The following is a 15,454-nucleotide window of genomic DNA, read 5'->3' on the forward strand; positions in this document are numbered from 1 at the left end:
CTCGTCCAGATGCGGCAAGATCGCCTCGAGCTTCGCCTCCAGCATCCCCACAGTCTCCACCGACACGGCCATACCAGCCCATCGGGCCAGAACGGCAGATGCTACGGGTTATTGATCGGCAAGCCCTTAGGGCTGGGGTAGCGGCGTCAAGGGCTGGCCGGGATCATGTTGATGCTGATAGTGGCTTTGTAGGTGGTCCGGTCAATGGCGGGTCCGCGGGCGTTGTATTTGGAGATCGCGCGTTTGACGATGCGGTCTTTGGTGCGGATCCGCCGGGCGGGCAGGAGATGGGCCAGGACGTGACGGCCGACGGTGCCGACCAGGTCGATGTTGGTGCCGGTGATGACGCCGGCGGCCAGGACGAGCTGGTCTCGGGCGGCGGCCAGGGCGGTGGTGAAGCCGGCCCGGTCCGGGTCGGTGCCCGGGACGCTGTCGGTGGCGTCGGTCATCGCGGTCCGCAGGACCTGGTAGGCGGTCAGCAGGGCCCAGACCTCCTGTTCGATGCCATCAGGCGTGCGTGCTCGCAGGACGTGCCCGCCGAGGATTGTGGACTTCAGCTCCGCATATGCGGTCTCGATCTCCCAGCGCTCGTGGTAGAGCCGGATGAGGTCGGCCGCCGGGTAGGCCAACGCGTCGGTGAGGGTGGTCAGCAGCCGGTAGTGGCCGGTCCGGGCGCCTTGGGCGGTGCGGATGGTGATCTCGGCGTCGATGACGCGAATGGTCAGCGCGCCGAGCCGGGCCAGGATCGAGCCGTCCCGGCAGCGGGCCAAGGCGGGCAGGTTGCGGCCGGACTTGCAGCGCACCAGCAGGTCGGCGCCGGTGGCGGCCAGCTGGTTGAGCAGGTCGGTGGCGGCGAAGTTCCGGTCGCCCAGCAGGAGCATCCCGGCCCGCAGATGCACGGCCAGACGGCGGGCGTAGTCCAGCTCACCGATCGTGGCGGGTCCGAAGACGGCCCCGATCACCGACCTGGTCCCGCAGGCCACCAGCGCGGTCAGACGCAGTTGTGGGTATCCCGAGGTCCCGTTGCCGAGTCGCTGCCGGGTGAAGACCGTGAGGTTGGCCGCACAGTCCGGGACTGGTAGCAGGGTGCCATCGACGGCGACCACCCGCAATCCCCGCCACCATCCTGCGCTGGCGGTCGTCACCGCAGGGCCGCTCACCAGGTCGAACAACGCTTTCATGGGGGCAGGCCCCAGCCGCTGGCGGGCCTGGCGAAGAGCGCTGCCGCTGGGCCGTACCGGCGCCAGATGCGCCAGCCCGGCGCACAACCGGTCGAAGACCTGCCGGTAGCCCAGCCCTGTGAACAATGCCGCGGCCAGCAGCAAGTAGACCGTGACCCGTGCCGGCACCAGCCGGACCCTGCGCTGGAGCGCACGGGTCTCCGCCAGCACCTCATCGACCATCTCGAACGGGACGATCCGGGTCAGTTCGCCCAGGTGCCCCGGCGCGAACACCCCAGCGGCTACCCCGGCCGTTCCTTCTATGGCAATCTGTTCCAACAGCGGAGCTCCTGTGGTGAGGATGTCTTGGAGTGACAGACCTCTTCTACAGCGGCTCCGCTGCTTTGTTCACCGGCTTTGACGAACAGCCCTCTCCCTTAACTGAACGGCGTTGCCTCTAGACCTCCGCCTCCTCAGGGCCCGCTGTCCGCTCACCCCGCGGGGCGCCCGCACGGCCCCCTGGAGCCCCCGAGACGGACAGCCCTCTCTCCGCGCCGACTCCCGCGAAAGACCCGGTCACCGCCGGGTCTTTCGTGTTTCCAGGGCCCACCCTTCAGACAAACAGAGTCGTCTTGACAACTGGATTTGTCGGTGGGAGGGTTGACCCACCTCAGGGAAATCAAGGAGAGCCACATCATGCGAAAGATCACCGCGGGCCTGTTCATCTCCCTCGACGGCGTCGTCGAGGCCCCCGACACCTGGCACTTCCCGTACTTCAACGACGAGATGGGCCAGTCGGTCGGCGAGCAGATGGAGGCCGCCGACGCCATGCTGCTGGGCCGCCACACCTACGAGGAGTTCGCCGCGCACTGGCCGCACCAGGATCCCGAGAAGGAGCCCCTGGCCGACGCGATGAACTCGGCCACCAAATACGTCGTCTCCACCACGCTCACCGCGCCCGCCTGGCAGAACACCGAGCTGGTCACCCTGGCCGGCCTGGCGGAGCTCAAGCAGCGCCCCGGCCGCAACATCTCCGTCGTCGGCAGCGGCACCCTGGTCGTCTCGCTGCTGCGCGAGGGCCTGCTCGACGAGCTCAACCTGCTGGTCCACCCGATCGTCGTGGGCTCGGGCAAGCGTCTGTTCGACGACGTCGGCACGCAGATCCCGCTGACCCTCACCACGTCTGCCACGTTCAGCACCGGCGTGCTGAACCTGATCTACACGCGGGCCTGACACGGCCCCCAAGGCCGTCACGGTGAGTGCGCATCGTGTCCGTACGGACGCCCGTGACCGCGACAGAACCCCCTCATGACCAGCGGTCCCGGGATTTTACTCGATCACCGGGCTTCACGGAGAGTGACATTGGGTAGTTCCGAGGCGGAGTCGCCGACCACAGAGAGGAGCAGCGAATGACAGGCCGGCCCTCAGCGACACCCCTGAACGGCCTGGCCGGCGACCGCTTCGGCCACGGCAGGCCGGACTACTGCGGGTTGTGATCCCGAGGTGCCGGTCCCGTCGCGCAGGCTGACTTCCCCAGTCCTCGGCCTCCGCGGCGGGGCCTTCTCACGCACCCAGCTCCGCCAGCCGCCGGGCCAGGTAGCGGCGGTCGGCCTCGGCGGTGGCCAGTTCGAGCGCCTGCCGGTAGGCGCCGGCGGCCTCGGCCCGGCGTTCCAGGCGGCGCAGCAGGTCGGCCCGGGTGGCGGGCAGCAGATGGTAGCCGGGCAGTGCGCCGGTCCCGGCCAGGCGGTCCACCAGTTCCAGCCCGGCCGCCGGACCGTCGGCCATGGCGACGGCCACGGCCCGGTTGAGCTCGACCACGGGGGAGGGCAGCAGGACGGCCAGGCGCGCGTACAGGACGGCGATCTGCGGCCAGTCGGTCGCGCCGGCGTCGGGAGCGGTGGCGTGGCAGGCGGCGATCGCGGCCTGCACCTGGTACGGCCCGGCGGCGCGGCGGCCCAGCGCCGCCTCCAGCACCCCGACCCCCTCCTCGATCCCGGCCCGGTCCCACACCATGCGGTCCTGCTCCTCCAGCGGCACCAGCGTGCCGTCGGCGGAGGTCCTGCCCGGCTGGCGGGCCTGGTGCAGCAGCATGAGGGCGAGCAGCCCGCCGGTCTCGGGCTCGCCGGGCAGCAGCGCGGCCAGCAGCCGGGCCAGCCGGATCGCCTCCCGGCGCACGGCCTCCCGCCCGGGGCTGGAGTAGCCCTCGTTGAACAGCAGGTACAGCACGCCGAGCACGGCTTGCAGGCGCTGGGGCAGCAGGTGCGGCGGCGGCACCCGGAACGGGATCGCGGCCTGGCGGATCTTGTGCTTGGCGCGGACCAGCCGCTGCGACATCGTCGCCTCCGGCACCAGGAACGCCCGCGCGATCTCGGCGGTGCCCAGCCCGGCCAGCGTACGCAGGGTGAGGGCGACCTGCGCCGGCAGGGACAGTGCCGGATGGCAGCAGGTGAACATCAGCCGCAGCCGGTCGTCGGGAAAGCCGTCGGCCGGCGGCGCCCCTGACGCCCCGGCCTGTCCGGTCTGCGCGAGCTGGGCGGCCTGGCGCATCTTGGCGGCCCCGGCCCGCTCGCGGCGCAGCCGGTCGAAGGCGCGGTTGCGGGCGGTCGTGGTCAGCCAGGCGCCCGGCCGTTCCGGTACGCCGTCGCGCGGCCAGCGTTCCAGGGCGGCGGCGAAGGCGTCCTGGGCGCATTCCTCGGCCAGGTCCCAGTCGCCGGTGAGCCGGATGAGGGTGGCCACGACCGTGCCCCACTCGGCCCGGAACACCGCCTCCAGGCCGGACAGCGCCTCCGGGTCGGACGGCGCCTCCGGGTCGGTCACGGCTCCAGCACGGGCCGGATCTCGATCGAGCCGTAGCGGGCCACGGGATGGGCGGCGGCGATCCGCACGGCCTCCTCGATGCCCTCGCACTCGATCAGGGTGAACCCGCCGATCTGGTCCTTGGTCTCGGCGAAGGGGCCGTCGGTCAGCAGCACGTCGCCGCCACGCACGCGTACGGTGGTGGCCTCGGCGGCGGGGCGCAGCCCGACCCCGCCCCTGACGACGTCGCGCCTGGTCATCTCCGCGCTCCAGCCGCCGCACCCGTGCAGCGCGATCTCCTCCGGCACGTCGGATTCGTCCAGCCCGATCATGAGCACGTACTTCATGTCCCCGAGGATAGCCAGGAGGTGCGGGATGAGGCCGGTGTACGCGGGTGCGGCCGTGGAGGTGGCGGCACCGCCGCAGGAGGTGTTCGCGCTGGTGACCGACTGGCCGCGGCATCGGGAGTGGATGTTCATGACGTCGGCCCGGCAGGTGGGCGCGGACCGGGTGGAGGCCTACACCGGCATCGCGCCGCTGGGGTTCCTGGACACGATGACGATCGTGCGCCGGGAGCCGCCGTCGTACGTGCTGATGGAGCACACCGGAGCTCTGGTGCGCGGGCGGGGCGCGATCCGGGTGCGGCCCTGGCGGGGCGGCAGCCGGGTGATCTGGGCCGAGGAGCTGCTGCTGCCGTTCGGGGTGGCCGGGCGGCTGGCGTGGCCGCTGGTACGCCCGGTGGTGGTCGCCCTGGCCCGCCTGTCGCTGCGCCGGCTGGCCCGCCTGGCCGCCCGGGAGGCCCGCTAGCCGGCGTCGTGGACGACCAGGGCCAGTTGCACCCGGTTGTCCAGGCCCGCCTTGGTCAGGATGCGGGAGATGTAGCCCTTGACCGTGCCCACGCTCATGTGCAGTTCGCCGGCGATGACGGCGTTGGGTTTGCCCTGGCCGACCGCGAGCGCCACCTCGCGTTCACGCCGGCTCAGGGCCGACAGGACGCGCCGGGCCTCGGCGCGGCGCCGGTCGTCCTCCTCGGGCATCAGGTGGGCGATCAGGCGCCGGGTGACGCTGGGCGACAGGCTGGGCTCGCCGGCCGCCACCCGCCTGATCGCCTCGACGATGCCCTCGGGCGGGGTGTCCTTCAGCAGGAACCCGCCGGCTCCGGCGCGCAGCGCGCGAAAGACGTGCTCGTCGGCGTCGAAGGTGGTCAGGATGATGACCTGCGGCGCGCCGGCCCGGCCGCGCAGCAGGCGGGTGGCCTCGATGCCGTCGAGTCCGGCCATGCGGATGTCCATCAGCACCACGTCGGGGGCGTGCTCGCCGACCGCGGCCTGGACCTGGCCGCCGTCGGCCACCGCGCCCACCACGCGCAGGTCGGGCGCGCCTTTGAGCATCAGCGTCAGTCCGGTGCGGACGAGCGCGTCGTCGTCGACGATCAGCACCCGGATCGGGGCGGCCTCACTCACGGGGCCATGGTAGCCGTGCGGCCAGCCGGAACCCGCCGTCGCCGGTGGCTCCCCGTTCCAGCCGGCCGCCCGCCAGCGTGACCCGTTCCTCCAGGCCGGCCAGCCCGGCGCCGGAGCCGGTCTCGGCCAGCGCCGCCCGCCTGGCCTCGCCTAGGGGCCCGGCCGGTGGCCGGTTGCGCACCTCGACGGTCAGCTCCGCGCCGGGTGTGCCCGACAGCTCGACGGTGACGGGACGGCCGGGGGCGTGCTTGCGGGCGTTGGTCAGGCCCTCCTGGACCACGCGGTAGGCGGTGCGCCGGGTCGTCTCGGGCAGGTCGGCCAGGCGTACGTCGTGCTCGCGCAGGTCGACGCGCGTCCCGGCCTGCCGCGACTCCTCCACCAGCGGCGCCAGCCCGGCCAGCGGCAGTTGCGCGGCGGGGCTGTGGCGCAGTACGGAGATGACGCCGCGCAGCTCCTGAAGGGCCTGGTGGGCGCTGGATCGGATGACCTCGGCCGCCTCGGCGACCTCGCCGGGTGTGGCGGCGGCGTTGAAGCGCAGTGCCCCGGCGTGCACGGCCAGCAGCGACAGGCGGTGGGCCAGTACGTCGTGCATCTCGCGGGCGATGCCCAGGCGTTCGGCGCGGCGGGCCTCCTCGGCGCGCTGCCGCTGGTCGGCCTCGGCGCGGCGGGCGCGTTCGGCCAGCGAGGCCAGCAGGTGGCGCCGGGTCCTGGCCACGATGCCCCAGCCGGTGACCGCGCCGCCGAACAGCACCGCCACCAGCGCCCACACCGCGTCCGGCGCCAGCCCCGGGGGCCGCCAGGCGAACCTGACGAGCGCGGCCGCCACCCATGCCGCCCCGACGGCCAGGGCCACGGGCGGCCGCCGGTACAGGGCGGTCAGGAGGGTGGCGATCCCGGCGGCGATCGAGGCCGCGGCGGCCGGCACCGACAGGGCGACGGCGGCCAGCGCAGGGCCGCCCGGCCACCGGCGGCACCACCACAGCGCCGCGCAGGCCGCCGCGCCGCCGGCCACGTCGGCCCACAGGTACCAGCCGGGTGTGGCGGGGGCCAGGTCGCCCCACACCACCGAGGCGGCCCCGGTCAGGGCGAGCACGACGCCGCCGGCGGTGGCGGCCCGCTCGCGCCGCGACCGCCCGCCCGCCTGTTCCCCGTCCGGATGTTCCCCACCGTCTCCGGTGGGCGTCTCCGGGCTCCGCGCCGCGCACACAGTCGCCGATCGTAGCCGCCGCCCCGCGCGCCGGGCAGCAACCCGCGTCACCCCCCGTGGCAACTCCCGTCACCTTCCGTGGCAACCGAAGTCACCTCCAGGGGCGACCGAAGTGGCCACGGTCCGGCCGCCGGGCAGCAGCGCCGCCGGACCGGCGGGGGAGAGCGTGGGGTCATGGTCTCCTTCCAGGCGCGCGGCCGGTGGGCCGCGCTGTTGCTGGCCGGGCTCACCCCGGTCCTGGCCGAGCTCTCGCTGGGCAATCCGCCGCTGCGCCAGGCGTGGCTGCTGCTGTTGTGGACGCCGATCTACGGCGCGGGCACGGTCCTCATCCGCGACCTGGTACGCCGTGCCGGGCGCGGGTGGGGGTCGGTCCTGCTGCTGGGCCTGGCGTACGGGATCGTGGAGGAGGGGCTGGCGCTGCAGGCGCTGACCAGCCCGGCCATGTACGGCGCCGCCGGGTGGGCGCCGCGCGTCCTGGGCCTCAACAGCGCCTACACCGAGCTGAACCTCCCCTACCACGCGGTCTTCAGCGTGGCGCTGCCGATCCTGCTGGCCGACCTGATCGTCCCTTCGCTGCGTCACCGCCCCTACCTGGGCCGGGCCGGGCTGGTGACGGCGGGCGCGGTGTTCGTGCTGGGCGCGCTGCTGCTGCGCTGGACGGCGTCGTTCGTCGACCCCGGCTACGTGCTGCCGGCAGCGGCGGCGGCGGTGTTCGTGGTGCTGGTGGCGGGGCTGGCGGTGCTCGCGCTGCGGGTCGTCCCCCGCCCGGCGGTGGCGGCGGGCGGGCCTGCGGGCGGGGCGGCGCGGGTGCCGGCGCCGCCGGTCGTGGCGGTCGCGGCGCTGGTGGCCGCGTTCGGGTATCTGGCGCTGCTGTTCCCCTTCGGCGGCGCCGATCATCCGGCCTTCACGCGGGGCGGCTGGGTGGCGGCGCCGATGGCGGGGGCGGTGCTGCTGGCGGTGGCGGCCGGGACGCTGCTGCGCCGGTGGACGGCGCACGGCGGCTGGCGGGACCGGCACAGCCTGGCGCTGGCCGGTGGCGCGCTGGTGGGTCACACCGCCTTCGGGGTGGCGGCCAACGGGGACACGGCCGCCGACCGGCTGTCGCTGGCCGGGCTCGGGCTGGTGATGATCGTCGCGCTGGCGTTGCTGGCCCGCCGGACCAGATGACCGCCGGCCCGCCTCAGCGGGCGGCGGCCCGCATCGCTGTGCGGGAGCGCGCGTGCTCACCCGCGGCGGCGGCGAACGCGGCGATCAGCGGGTGCGGCCGCCGTCCGTCGCCGGCCAGTTCGGGCTGGAAGAGCGTGCCGACGAAGAACGGGTGTCCCGGCAGCTCGGCCACGCGGACCATGCCGTCCTCGGCGTACCCGGAGAAGACCAGTCCGTGGTCGATGAGTGTCTGGCGGTAGGCGTCGTTGAGGCCGTAGGAGCAGCTGTAGGCCTCCACGGTCATGTCGCCGCCCATGATCTGCTCGATGCGCGAGCCGGGCGTCAGGCGGACGGCGCCCTCGTGCCCGGCCAGTGAGCACGCCAGCGGCTGCACCAGGAACGCCGCCTGGGCGCGCGGGTCGTTCTCGGCGTGGGCGACGTCCAGGCCGCACACGTGGCGGCCGTACTCCAGCAGCATGTGCTGGAAGCCGCCGCAGGTGCCCAGGAACGGGATGCGCCGCTCGCGGGCGGTGCGGGCGGCGCCGACCGCGCCGGCCTCGCTGGCGTACGGGCTGCCGGGCATGATCCAGATGCCGTCGAAGCCGTCGAGGTCGCCGGCCTCGGTGGTGGGGATCCAGTAGGGGTCGAGGGCGATGCCGTCGCGTTCGCGCAGGGCCTCGATGAGCATGGGGACCCGCGCGTGCGAGCGGACACTCGGCGAACGGTCTGCGACCAGGGCGATCTTCATGTCTCCCATCCTGGCCCCGCACACCGCTTAAGCGCCAACGATGATGTCTGCACCTGCTATAAGCATTACTGATGGACTCGAATTTGTTGCGTACCTTCGTCACCGTGGCCCGCCTGGGCTCCTTCTCGGCCGCCGCCCACGAGCTGGGCTACACCCAGTCGGCGATCTCGCAGCAGGTCGCCGCCCTGGAGGCCGATCTGGGGCTGCCGCTGCTGTCCCGCCGTCCGGTCGGGCCGACCCCGGCCGGCGAACGGCTGCTGGAGCATGCCGGGCCGCTGCTGCTGCGGCTGCGGGCGGCCCGTTCGGACGTGTTGCGGGCCGCGGCCGTTCCCGCCCACCGGTTGCGTCTGGCCGCCACGCCGCTGGCGGTCAACGGCGTGCTCGCGGCGCGCCTGGCCGCCGCGCGGGCCGCCCAGCCCCGGCTGCGGGTGTCCTTGCGTACGTGCGGGCGCGAACGGCTGGCCGAGCTGCTGGCCGAGGGTGAGGCGGATCTGGGGCTGGCCGACGGCATCGCCGCGCCCAGCGATCCGCTGCGCCTGCCGGAGTCGGGGCCGATGACGACGATCGGCGTGAGCGAGGAGGAACTGCTGGTGGCGCTGCCGCCGGACCATCCGCTGGCGGGCAGGGCGGCGTTGCGTCTGGCCGACCTCATCGACGCCCGCTGGCTGGACACGCCGCTGTGCCCGTTGCGGCGGCTGCGGGACCTGGCCAGCGACGGTTTCCCGGCCGCGCTGGCGTATGAGGGCGACGACGTGCACACGGTGCTCAACCTGGTCGCGGCCGGGCACGGGCTGACGTTGTTGCCGGCCTCGGCCGGGCGGGGTGTGCCGCTGGCCGCGCCGCGGCTGGTGCACCGGGTGGAGCTGCTGCACGGCGCGCTGCCGCCCGGCCCGGCCGCCGACCTGGCCCGCGCCCTGTCCGGCCCGCCGGGTTGAGGCCCGCCGGGTTGAGGCCCGTCCCTTGAGGCCCGTCCCTTGAGGCCCGTCCCGCCACGAGGGGGCGGGTCGGGCCGAGCGTGGGTCAGGCGTGCCAGCCGGTCACGCCGCCGGGTACCGGCGCGTCCGGGTCGTAGGGTTCGCGGGTGAAGACGAAGGTGTTGAGGTCGAGGTGGTCGGCCGCCACGCGCAGCCTCTCACCGGCGTAGTAGCCGTCCAGCCCGAGCCAGGTGCCGTCGTCCTGGGGCACGAACCGGGAGGCGCGGCCGCTGCCGTCCACGGGCGCCAGTGACAGTCCGCGTCCGGGCAGCAGCCGCAGCGCGTACGGCTTGGGCCCCCAGTGCCACAACCCGGTCAGGGCCAGCAGGGCGGGGTCGGCGGCGGCGGGCTGCCATTCCTCGGGCAGGCGCGGCTCGTGCTCGTCGAGGATGTCGAGCAGGTCGGTGGTCAGGGTGCCGGTCATACCGCTGGTGGTGTTGGCCATGAACAGCACGCCGACGCGTTCGGCCGGGTCGGCCCACACGGTGGCCAGGAACCCGGGCATGGAGCCGGTGTGTCCGGCCAGGCGGCGGCCGCCGACGCGGGCCAGTTGCAGGCCGAGCCCGTAGCCGGCGGTCCAGGAGTCGCCGTCGGCCACGCCCGCCGGTTCGCGCATCTCGGCCAGCGTGTCGGCCGACAACACGCCGCCGGTGTCGCCGCCGACGAAGGCGGCCCAGCGGGCCAGGTCGTGCGGGGTGGACCACAGCTGCCCGGCCGGCGCCATGGCCACGGCGTCGTGCTCGGGCTCGGCCAGCACGACGTCGGCCCACGGGTGGACGGCGTAGCCGGTGGCGTGGGGGGCGCGGGGGCGGGCGGTGGTGGCGTTCATCTCCAGCGGCGCCAGCACCTCCTGCCGTACGGCCTGCGCCCAGCCGGTGCCGCGCAGGCGGGCCACCAGCTCGCCCAGCAGCGCGAACCCGACGTTGGAGTAGTGGTAGAGGCGCCCGGGACGGTGTCTGACCTGGTCGGGCCCGACCCGCTTGAGCAGGTCGGGCATCTCCAGGCCGGGGGTGCGCTCCCACCAGTCGGTCGGGGGTTCGGCCGTCAGGCCGGAGGTGTGGGACAGCAGCTGGGCGATGGTCGCCTGCCCGGCGGAGGTGCCGGGCAGGTGGCGCTCCAGCGGGTCGGTCAGCGCGAGCCTGCCCTCGTCGCGCAGCCGCATGACGGCCACGGCCACGATCGACTTGGTGATCGATCCCAGCCGGTATTGGGTGGCCTGGGTCGGCGGGCCGTCGCCGACGCGGCCCCTGCCGCCGAACCATACCGTCCGCCCGTCGCGGACGATCGCCGCCGTCACCGACGGCACCCTGCACTCGGCCTGCTCGACGGCCAGCCTGCGCAGCAGCGCGCGGGCCGTCACCTGTCCCACCTGACTCATGGCCGAAAGACTAGCGGCGTCAGATGAGCACCAGGTGCGGACCTATCAGCTCGCCCTGGTGCGGCTGGGGGTGGGCCTGGTCGTGATGGTAGTGGCCGGCGTACCAGACGACGACGTCGGCGCCGTTGATGCTCTGGCCGTCCAGGAAGCGGCTGATGGCGGCACGGTCGCGGGGGCCGGGGTTGCCGTCGTCGAGCTCGCGCGGGTGGTGGCGCAGGAACCACAGGTCCGACACCCCGTAGGCGTCGGCGGTGCCGTCGGCCGCGCCGGGGTGGATCTGGTAGCCGCGGCCGGAGGACTTGTCGCGTACCTGCCAGTACTTGGCGGGGTGGCGGCGCCGGCGGGTGGTCTCGCGGATGATGGGCACCGGCTCGGGCACGATCGAGCCGGTGTCGTCGATCTGCTCGACGACGTCGCCGCCCGATCCGTCGATGCCGAAGTCGAGCCGCCAGTAGACGTGGTGGCGGTGGACCATGCACGTCATCGGGTTGGCGGTGGCGGCGAACCCGAAGCGCGGCATGATGTCGCCGTTGTCGGCCAGCCGCCAGTCGCTGGCGTAGCGGTACCAGCCGGCCTGCAGCTCGCTGACGATGCGCAGCTGCTCGCCGTCGTGGTGGATGGCCACCCCCTGGAAGGTGCCGGCGTCGCTGCCGGGACGTTCCAGGATCGTACGGGGCGGGCTGGTGCACAGCCGCCAGCCCCAGCCGACGGGGTCGGTGCCGGTGGCGCTGAAACGGGTCTCGGAGCTGGCCCAGTCGCGGAAGGTGGTGCCTTCCTCGTACTCGACGTTCAGGACGGGCACGTGGGCCTGGCGCAGCACCAGCCGCCCTCGGTAGCGCACCTGGCGCAGTTCGACGCCGCCGCCGTTGCCGGGGTTCTGCGGGGCCGAGGCGCGGGGGCGCACGACCAGCAGGTTCCACAGCTCGCTGTCCCCGTCCATGACGCGGACGCGTACCTGGTCGGGGCCGCCGTGGTCGGCCAGGGCGTCGACGCCCTCGGGCACGGTGTGCTCGCAGTCGTGGTGCATGCGCACGTTGATCCCGGCCGGCGTCCAGTCCACGACGCCGGCCGCCACGTCGACGGCGACGATGCGGTGGCGCAGCCCGGTCGCCTCGCCCGGGGTGTAGATGCCCAGGGTGGGGCGGCGCACGGTGGTCCCGTCGGGGTTGTCCAGGTCGGCCAGCGGCGGCATCGGCCGGTAGATCACCACGTCCTGACCGGTGGGGCAGCGCGGGTCGGCGCGCAGCACGGCCGCGGCGGCCTGAACCTCCTCCCGGCCGGGCCGGGGACGGAAGGAGGAGGGGCGCACGTCGGCGTGTTCGGGCCGGTCCAGGGTGCCGCGCAGTTCGACGGCGCGGTTGCCGGCCGGGTCGAACACGGTGGCCTGGAAGGGGGCGTCGCCGGCGGGGTCGTGGCCCAGGCCGGGGGCGAATCCGATGCTCAGCCGGCCGGGGTCGGCCACGTCCAGGGCCGTCAGCACCTCGGGGTGCTCGGCCACGGCCTGGCGCGGCTGTTCGGCGCTCAGCCCGGTGCGGGGGACCGCTTCGATCAAGACGCGTACGTCGGGCATCGCTGTACTCCCCGTTGTCGGCGCCCTCCCGGCGCCGGTGCGGGGGACCGGTCAGCGGGTGGGGGCGCGGTCGAAGGTGTCGAGGATGAGCTCGGTGGCGTCCAGGTCGCGGGCGGTGTCGCCGAGCCCGGGCACCTCGATGGGGCCGGGCCAGGTGTGGCCGCCGCCGTCGACCGTGTACAGGCGCAGTGTGGTCCGCCCCGGGCAGGTTTTCCAGAGGCGCAGGCGTACGCGCGGGCGGGGGCGGGTGGTGGCGGGGGCCGCGCAGCGCAGGGCGGCCGCCCAGGCGTCCATGGTCTGCCCGACGGGCGGCAGCACGACGAGTTCGGCCAGTTTCTGCAGGTCGCCGCCGGGCCGGGGGTGGCCGCCGCGGTAGGGGACCAGGTGGTCGGCGGTGCCGTGGAAGGCGATGATCGTGGTGGGGGCGGGGTGCGGGCAGGGCTGGGCGATGGGGATGCCGGCGACGGCGGCCACGCCGCTCAGGCGGCCGTCCAGGGCGCAGACGAGGGAGGCGGCCAGGCCGGCGCCGTAGGACAGGCCGGCGGCGAACTCCCGGCCGGTCTGTACGCATTGGCGGCGTTCGAGCTGGTCGAGCAGCGCGGCGAGGTAGCCGGTGTCGTCGGGGCCGGCGGTGTGGGGGAGTGTCCAGGCCAGCCGGCCGGGGGCGGCCTGCGGGGTGAGGACGAGGTAGCCGCGGCGGGGGCCGGCCTGGGACAGGCGGCTGTAGGCGGCCTGTTCGGCGGCGTCGGAGCCGAGGCCGTGGAGGTTGAGCAGCACGGGGTGGGGGCCGGGGCCGGCGGGGACGGCCAGCAGGTAGCGGCGGGTCAGGCCGCCGTAGGTCAGCTGGTGCGCGCCGGAGGCGAGCCGGCCGCCCCGCGCCGCGCACCCGCTGCTGGCCACCCCCCGCGCCCGGCCCCGCACCGTCCCTCGCGCCGACGCCCCCGCCGTTGCCCCCGCTGACGCCTGTGCCGATGCCTGCGCTGATCGCGGGGCTGCTTGCGGGGCTGTTCGCGCCGCCGGGCCGGAGGTGGCCGCCGGGGCGCAGGCGGTCGCCGGGAGCAGCAGGGCGAGCAGCAGTGCCGTTGCCGCCGTGGCCGGGTTCCCGCTCATCTCGCCCCCCGCGCGTGCCGATGGTCGTGATGGCAGTGTGCCCCGCCCGGCCCCCGGGTGCGCACACGCGACGGGGCCGGCCGCCCCCGGGTGTTCGCCCAGGGGGGCGGCCGGCCCCGTGCGGTGTCAGGTCAGCAGACGATGAAGATGCTCTTCCAGCCCACCGGGGTGCGCTGTTCGGCGTTGCGGTTGGAGGCCAGCTCGAAGTGTGTCACGCCGGTGGCGTTGGGCTGGTTGTACATGCGGCCGCTCTGGCCGTCGCCGTACCACTTGTAGGAGCCGTGGTAGGGGATGTTGGACACGCCGCAGGCGTCCAGGACGACCGAGCGGCCCGTGAAGCCGGGGCCCTCGTAGGCGACGTACTGGGAGGCGTAGGCGGCGCCCGCGGAGGCGAGGACGATTCCGGCGGCGATCGCGGGGACGAGAAGGACCTTCTTCATGGTGTTCTCCTTCGGGGTTTCCTGACAAGAAATGCCCACGAGGAGTAATCGTATGGCAACGGATTGTGCCCGTCGAGACGTTTTCGCTGATGGCGGGCCCCGGACGGGCGGCGCGGCGGCCCGCCCACCCCACACACGAAAGCCGCACACCGCCGCAAGACGGGCGGCGGTGTGCGGCTGTTCGAAAACCGGGGGAGCGAGGGTCAGGCCTTGGCGTTCAGGGCGCTGCCCTTCTTCCACTGGGAGTAGGGCATCTGCCAGAAGCCCCAGCCGTTGTTCCACTCCAGCTCGCGGTCGGTGCCGGTGATGTCGACGACGTCGCCGCGCTGGAAGTTGTCGTAGAACCACTTGGCCTGGTCGGGGCGGGAGTTGATGCAGCCGTGGCTGACGTTGCGCACGCCCTGGGCCCACGTGTTGTCCTTGGCGTGGACGTACTCACCGGAGTTGGAGATGCGCACGGCGTGGTCGATCATCACGTCGTAGTAGCCGGGGTCGCCCTTCTTGCGGCCGGGGGAGATCATCCGCACCGGGCTGCCACGCTCCATCGTCAGGTGGACGCCGGAGGTCGTGGTGTACTCGCGGGTGGTGGCCATGCCGGCGCTGATGCGCATCGTCTGCACGCGCTTGCCGTCGCGGTAGACGTACATCATGTGGGTCTTGGTGTCGACCTTGCTGATGACCTTGGCGCCGATCTTCAGGTCGGCGGTGTAGTCCTTCACGCCGTACAGGCCCTTGCCGGCCTTGACGCCGGTGATGCGGGCGTTGAGGGTGACCTTCTGGTGGGCGGGCCAGTACTTGGCGGTGCGGTAGATCACGGTGGTGTCGTTGATCCACCGCCAGGCGCCGGTGACGGGCTTTTCGGCCTCGACCTCCAGGGCGCGCTCGACGGCCGCCTTGCCGGTGACCGGCTGGTTGAAGGTGACGATGATCGGCGCGCCGACGCCGAGCGTCTCGCCCTTGGCGTTGGGGGTGACGTCGGCGACCTGCAGCTCACGTTCGGGCTTGAGCGTGGTGAAGGCGCTGGTGGCGGCGGTGACGCCGGCCTTGGCCGCGACGCTGTAGTTGGTGGAGGGCTTCAACGGCGTCCGGGAGACCCACTTGGTCTTGTCGGCGTTGAACCTGCCCTCGACCTGCTGGCCGGCGCCGTCGACGGTCACCTCCTCCAGCGCGCCCCCGGCCGAGGTGACCACGACCTTCTTGTCGGGGCTGACCTTCGCGCTGCCCTCGGCGGGGCTGATGGTGATGGTGGGCGCCTGGGGGGTCGCCACGGTGGTGCCCTCGGGCGCCTCCGGCCCGCGCGAGGCGGCGTTCCCGCTCGAGCAGGAGGCCGTCAGGGCCGCCACCGCCAGCCCCGCGAGGCCGGCGGCGGATTTCGTCCAAGCGGGCGCAACGTTCAAGACTTTCCTCTCCCCCAGGGCGGCAAACCCACCCCAAAGACTTTAATGCTCCTGCATGTATGACG

General features: G+C 73.7%; 15 protein-coding genes. 4 read left to right on the forward strand and 11 right to left on the reverse strand.

All coding sequences use genetic code 11. The annotated features are described in order from the left end of the window. Positions 1-146 precede the first annotated feature (146 nt). The gene (locus DMB42_RS24290) at positions 147-1,499 is read right to left on the reverse strand and encodes an IS4 family transposase (protein WP_185844839.1); all 1,353 of its coding nucleotides are present in this window, start codon (positions 1,497-1,499) and stop codon (positions 147-149) included. A gap of 357 nt (positions 1,500-1,856) precedes the next feature. Here DMB42_RS24290 and DMB42_RS24295 point away from each other — a divergent pair, with 357 nt between their 5' ends. Further along, positions 1,857-2,393, forward strand: coding sequence for a dihydrofolate reductase family protein (locus DMB42_RS24295; RefSeq protein WP_125637322.1), 537 nt, complete (start codon positions 1,857-1,859; stop codon positions 2,391-2,393). Positions 2,394-2,723: 330 nt separating this feature from the next. Here DMB42_RS24295 and DMB42_RS24300 read toward each other — a convergent pair whose 3' ends face one another. Then, positions 2,724-3,977 carry an RNA polymerase sigma factor gene (locus DMB42_RS24300; RefSeq protein ID WP_221762314.1) on the reverse strand — a complete coding sequence of 418 codons (1,254 nt, stop codon included), beginning with the start codon at positions 3,975-3,977 and terminating at the stop codon, positions 2,724-2,726. Next, positions 3,974-4,303, reverse strand: a complete 330-nt coding sequence (locus DMB42_RS24305) for a YciI family protein (RefSeq protein WP_125637323.1) — start codon at positions 4,301-4,303, stop codon at positions 3,974-3,976. The genes DMB42_RS24300 and DMB42_RS24305 overlap by 4 nt, the downstream gene beginning before the upstream one ends. 28 nt (positions 4,304-4,331) lie before the next feature. Between DMB42_RS24305 and DMB42_RS24310 the strand changes: the two genes are divergently transcribed. Beyond that, positions 4,332-4,763, forward strand: a complete 432-nt coding sequence (locus tag DMB42_RS24310) for an SRPBCC family protein (protein ID WP_125637324.1) — start codon at positions 4,332-4,334, stop codon at positions 4,761-4,763. On the opposite strand, the gene DMB42_RS24315 is transcribed toward DMB42_RS24310, so the two are convergent. Both DMB42_RS24315 and DMB42_RS24320 read right to left on the reverse strand, forming a co-directional pair. Next, positions 4,760-5,419, reverse strand: a complete 660-nt coding sequence (locus DMB42_RS24315; protein WP_125637325.1) for a response regulator transcription factor — start codon at positions 5,417-5,419, stop codon at positions 4,760-4,762. The genes DMB42_RS24310 and DMB42_RS24315 overlap by 4 nt on opposite strands. Next, complete coding sequence (locus DMB42_RS24320) at positions 5,412-6,626, reverse strand: sensor histidine kinase (protein ID WP_125637326.1); 1,215 nt, start codon at positions 6,624-6,626, stop codon at positions 5,412-5,414. The genes DMB42_RS24315 and DMB42_RS24320 overlap by 8 nt, the downstream gene beginning before the upstream one ends. 78 nt (positions 6,627-6,704) lie before the next feature. On the opposite strand from DMB42_RS24320, the gene DMB42_RS24325 reads away from it, so the two are divergent. Beyond that, positions 6,705-7,793 (forward strand): hypothetical protein, encoded by a 1,089-nt coding sequence (locus tag DMB42_RS24325; RefSeq protein ID WP_221762315.1) that lies wholly within the window; start codon positions 6,705-6,707, stop codon positions 7,791-7,793. A gap of 13 nt (positions 7,794-7,806) precedes the next feature. On the opposite strand, the gene DMB42_RS24330 is transcribed toward DMB42_RS24325, so the two are convergent. Further along, on the reverse strand, positions 7,807-8,520 hold the full coding sequence (locus tag DMB42_RS24330; RefSeq protein ID WP_260477905.1) for a glutamine amidotransferase-related protein: 714 nt from the start codon (positions 8,518-8,520) through the stop codon (positions 7,807-7,809). A 71-nt stretch (positions 8,521-8,591) separates the two neighbouring features. Here DMB42_RS24330 and DMB42_RS24335 point away from each other — a divergent pair, with 71 nt between their 5' ends. After that, positions 8,592-9,455 (forward strand): LysR family transcriptional regulator, encoded by an 864-nt coding sequence (locus tag DMB42_RS24335; protein ID WP_125637328.1) that lies wholly within the window; start codon positions 8,592-8,594, stop codon positions 9,453-9,455. An 85-nt stretch (positions 9,456-9,540) separates the two neighbouring features. Here DMB42_RS24335 and DMB42_RS24340 read toward each other — a convergent pair whose 3' ends face one another. The 5 genes from DMB42_RS24340 to DMB42_RS24360 all read right to left on the reverse strand — a co-directional run bounded on the left by DMB42_RS24340 (position 9,541) and on the right by DMB42_RS24360 (position 15,389). Further along, positions 9,541-10,872, reverse strand: a complete 1,332-nt coding sequence (locus tag DMB42_RS24340; RefSeq protein ID WP_125637329.1) for a serine hydrolase — start codon at positions 10,870-10,872, stop codon at positions 9,541-9,543. A gap of 19 nt (positions 10,873-10,891) precedes the next feature. Continuing rightward, positions 10,892-12,442, reverse strand: coding sequence for a hypothetical protein (locus DMB42_RS24345; protein ID WP_125637330.1), 1,551 nt, complete (start codon positions 12,440-12,442; stop codon positions 10,892-10,894). 51 nt (positions 12,443-12,493) lie between these two features. Continuing rightward, positions 12,494-13,342, reverse strand: coding sequence for a PHB depolymerase family esterase (locus DMB42_RS24350; protein WP_185844840.1), 849 nt, complete (start codon positions 13,340-13,342; stop codon positions 12,494-12,496). Between the two features lie 341 nt (positions 13,343-13,683). Continuing rightward, positions 13,684-13,992 (reverse strand): MiAMP1 family antimicrobial peptide, encoded by a 309-nt coding sequence (locus DMB42_RS24355; protein ID WP_125637332.1) that lies wholly within the window; start codon positions 13,990-13,992, stop codon positions 13,684-13,686. Between the two features lie 203 nt (positions 13,993-14,195). Next, positions 14,196-15,389, reverse strand: coding sequence for an Ig-like domain-containing protein (locus DMB42_RS24360; RefSeq protein ID WP_125637333.1), 1,194 nt, complete (start codon positions 15,387-15,389; stop codon positions 14,196-14,198). Positions 15,390-15,454 lie beyond the last annotated feature (65 nt).

Source organism: Nonomuraea sp. WAC 01424, from assembly GCF_003947315.1.
In the GTDB taxonomy this organism is placed as follows: domain Bacteria; phylum Actinomycetota; class Actinomycetes; order Streptosporangiales; family Streptosporangiaceae; genus Nonomuraea; species Nonomuraea spiralis.

What these genes read in the sequence shown, in the direction of transcription:
- DMB42_RS24295 (WP_125637322.1), top strand. Translation starts at nt 1,857, where the DNA reads ATGCGAAAGATCACCGCGGGCCTGTTCATCTCCCTCGACGGCGTCGTC.
- DMB42_RS24305 (WP_125637323.1), bottom strand. Translation starts at nt 4,303, where the DNA reads ATGAAGTACGTGCTCATGATCGGGCTGGACGAATCCGACGTGCCGGAG.
- DMB42_RS24310 (WP_125637324.1), top strand. Translation starts at nt 4,332, where the DNA reads ATGAGGCCGGTGTACGCGGGTGCGGCCGTGGAGGTGGCGGCACCGCCG.
- DMB42_RS24330 (WP_260477905.1), bottom strand. Translation starts at nt 8,520, where the DNA reads ATGAAGATCGCCCTGGTCGCAGACCGTTCGCCGAGTGTCCGCTCGCAC.
- DMB42_RS24335 (WP_125637328.1), top strand. Translation starts at nt 8,592, where the DNA reads ATGGACTCGAATTTGTTGCGTACCTTCGTCACCGTGGCCCGCCTGGGC.
- DMB42_RS24340 (WP_125637329.1), bottom strand. Translation starts at nt 10,872, where the DNA reads ATGAGTCAGGTGGGACAGGTGACGGCCCGCGCGCTGCTGCGCAGGCTG.
- DMB42_RS24345 (WP_125637330.1), bottom strand. Translation starts at nt 12,442, where the DNA reads ATGCCCGACGTACGCGTCTTGATCGAAGCGGTCCCCCGCACCGGGCTG.
- DMB42_RS24355 (WP_125637332.1), bottom strand. Translation starts at nt 13,992, where the DNA reads ATGAAGAAGGTCCTTCTCGTCCCCGCGATCGCCGCCGGAATCGTCCTC.